Source organism: Microcystis sp. M53603_WE2 (genome assembly GCF_030065435.1).
This window is the reverse complement of record NZ_JASJFF010000093.1, coordinates 1-2,766: the sequence shown is the minus strand read 5'-3', so window position 1 is coordinate 2,766 and position 2,766 is coordinate 1. Positions and strand designations below refer to the sequence as shown.

Annotated in this window: 3 protein-coding genes; all 3 read left to right on the top strand. The window is 43.7% G+C overall.

Annotation, left to right across the window (positions count from 1 at the left end):
• Window positions 1–607: N-acetylmuramic acid 6-phosphate etherase (locus tag PX481_RS02215; protein WP_288093485.1), on the top strand; the 607-nt coding region annotated here is incomplete at its 5' end.
• Window positions 608–634: 27 nt separating this feature from the next.
• Window positions 635–2,125, top strand: a complete 1,491-nt coding sequence (locus tag PX481_RS02210; protein WP_288093483.1) for a site-2 protease family protein — start codon at window positions 635–637, stop codon at window positions 2,123–2,125.
• Window positions 2,126–2,305: 180 nt separating this feature from the next.
• Entirely contained in the window at window positions 2,306–2,704 is a 399-nt protein-coding gene (locus PX481_RS02205; RefSeq protein WP_004163221.1) for a DUF4164 domain-containing protein, read from the top strand.
• Window positions 2,705–2,766 lie beyond the last annotated feature (62 nt).

Sequence of the window (2,766 nt, the reverse complement as noted above, 5' to 3'; positions counted from 1 at the left end):
TGGAGCGGCGGCGCTGGTGCGTAGTTCCGAAGATTTGGAGGATAAAGCGGAAGATGGGGCGGCGATTATTGCCCAGCGAGAAATTCACGAATTAGACGTGGTAGTGGGGATTACCGCCGGGGGGACAACCCCCTACGTTCATGGGGCTTTACAGGCGGCAAAACAGCGGGGTGCGACGACGATTGCTATTAGTTGTGTCCCCGCCGAACAGGTGGAGATCGCGGTGGATGTGGATATCCGGTTATTGACTGGACCAGAACTTCTGGCCGGCTCCACCCGTCTGAAAGCGGGAACGGTGACGAAAATGGCTTTAAATATCCTTTCCACAGGGACAATGGTCATGTTAGGCAAGGTTTACGGCAACCAGATGGTCGATGTGGCAGTTACTAATCATAAACTCCATGACCGCGCCCTGCGGATTATCTGCCACCTTACCGATGTTAGTCGTCAGGAAGCGGCTATTTTACTGGAAAAAAGTGGCCGCCGGGTTAAACTGGCTTTGTTAATGCAGAAAACGGGACTTTCGGCGGCCCCAGGACAAGAATTGTTACAAAAGCATCGAGGGCAATTACGGGCTGCCCTGCAAGCTTATAATCAAATTGATTGATAAAAACCTATTGATTTTGACTTTCCTATGGTTAATATTTCTTCGGAAATTGCTGCGGTCGCTGTTATTTTCCTCGTCGCTGGTGCTATCTTGACTTGGAGTTTTTATCGGGCTAAACCCTACGGCCAACTGGGAATTTTACCTTGGTTACAATCCTTGGTACTCATAGCTCCTTGGTTAATTTTTTTCGGGCTATTTGCGGCGGGAATTTATCTCAATCTAGCGGTAATTCTCTTTTTACTGGTTGCTGCCACCATTATCTATATTTATTTGGGCAACCGTTTACGCTTACTGAAAACCAATCAGATAATTGAACCGAAAGTTAACCAGGCAGTTAGCCAGTCCGTTACTCCTCTAGAAATCCCGGCAGCGGTGACAGCAATTGTGCCGGATGTGATGCCAATTCCCGAAGAGGATTTAAAAGTTATTCAGAGTATTTTTGGGATAGATACTTTTTTTGCCACCGAAACTATCTCTTTTCAGGAAGGGGCAATTTTTAAAGGCAATTTACGGGGAGAACCGGATCTAGTTCACTCGCGCTTAACCCAGAAATTAAGTAATCATTTTGGCGATAAATATCGTTTATTTCTGGTGGAAGGAACCGAGGAAAAACCGGTGGTAATTATCCTTCCCAAAACTAATGATCCTAGTCCTGCCACTCTTGCTCAAAAAAATCTCTCTTTAGTTTTGTTAGTAGCCACTATTGTCACCAGCTTAGAAGCGGCGGGAATTTTATTAGGTTTTGATTTGTTTGGTAATTGGCAGAGATATCGAGAAGCAATTCCCCTGAGTTTGGGTTTATGGTCGGTATTAATTGCCCACGAAATCGGTCATCTAATTATCGCTAAACGCCATAATGTTCGTCTCAGTTTACCCTATTTTCTTCCCACTTGGCAGATTGGTTCTTTTGGGGCGATTACTCGTTTTGAATCTTTATTACCTAACCGCAGTGTCCTATTTGATATAGCTTTCGCTGGTCCTGCTTTGGGAGGTTTGGTTTCTTTAATCTTATTAATTGTTGGACTAACTTTATCTAATTCGGCCAGCCTTTTTCAAATCCCTAGTACCTTTTTCCAAAGTTCAATTTTAGTGAGTTTTTTAGCGCGGATAGTTTTGGGCGACGAGTTACAAAATGCTGTTATCTCCGTGCATCCTTTAACTGTTATCGGTTGGTTAGGATTGGTGATTACCGCCCTTAATTTACTGCCCGCCGGACAGTTAGATGGTGGCAGAATTGTTCAGGCTATTTATGGTCGCAAAATTGCCCGCCGCACCACTGTGGCCACTTTGGTCATTTTGGGCATTATTTCCTTAGTTAATCCCAGTAATCCGATTCCTCTCTATTGGACAATTTTAGTCGCTTTTTTACAAAGAGAGTTGGAAAGACCTAGTTTAAACGAGTTAACTGAACCCGATGACACCCGCGCCGGTTGGGGTTTATTACTGCTCTTTTTAATGTTAGCAACTCTGATTCCTTTAAGCCCTAGTTTAGCGGGACGGTTAGGCATCGGTGGCTAAATACTTCCCCGAAATTCTTGCCATTGATTGCCGTCAAAAAAAAGCTTGACAAAAACTCAAGTCTTGACTTATAATTTTCTTATAATGGGAATCCGTGTCCGCCTATAGACCCCTGATTTTTCCGTAAAATATAGCCTCCAGCATTTACCCCTGAAGATTTGACTTTTGGAGTTGCTTAAAATGTCTAACGAAACTGTCACTTATTCCCTAGAAGCTGTCCTGACAAGGATTGAGGGGAAAATCGACTCTCTGGAAAAACGCCTTGACGAGAAAATCGACTCTCTGGAAAAACGTATTGACGAGAAAATCGACTCTCTGGAAAAACGTATTGATGAGAAAATCGACTCTCTGGAAAACCGTATTGATGAGAGATTTGACAAGGTAGAAGACCGGTTAACTAAAGTAGAAATAGGACAGGCCGAACTCAAGGGAGATATTAAAGCTTTAGACGAAAAAATCAATGGATTAACTGCAAGGGTTGCCTATCAGGAATTCACCAATCGAGGGATTCTGATAGCATTGGTGGTCGCTATTTTAGGAGGTGCCGCTAAACTTTTTGGTTTTTTCCCTAATCCTTAGAAGTTGCCGGTAGCCGTACCTAGTAGATAGGCTCTTCCCCAAAAAATTTCGCTCATTACCCC

Coding starts and splice junctions, on each gene's coding strand:
- PX481_RS02205 (WP_004163221.1), top strand. CDS start 2,306: ATGTCTAACGAAACTGTCACTTATTCCCTAGAAGCTGTCCTGACAAGG.
- PX481_RS02210 (WP_288093483.1), top strand. CDS start 635: ATGGTTAATATTTCTTCGGAAATTGCTGCGGTCGCTGTTATTTTCCTC.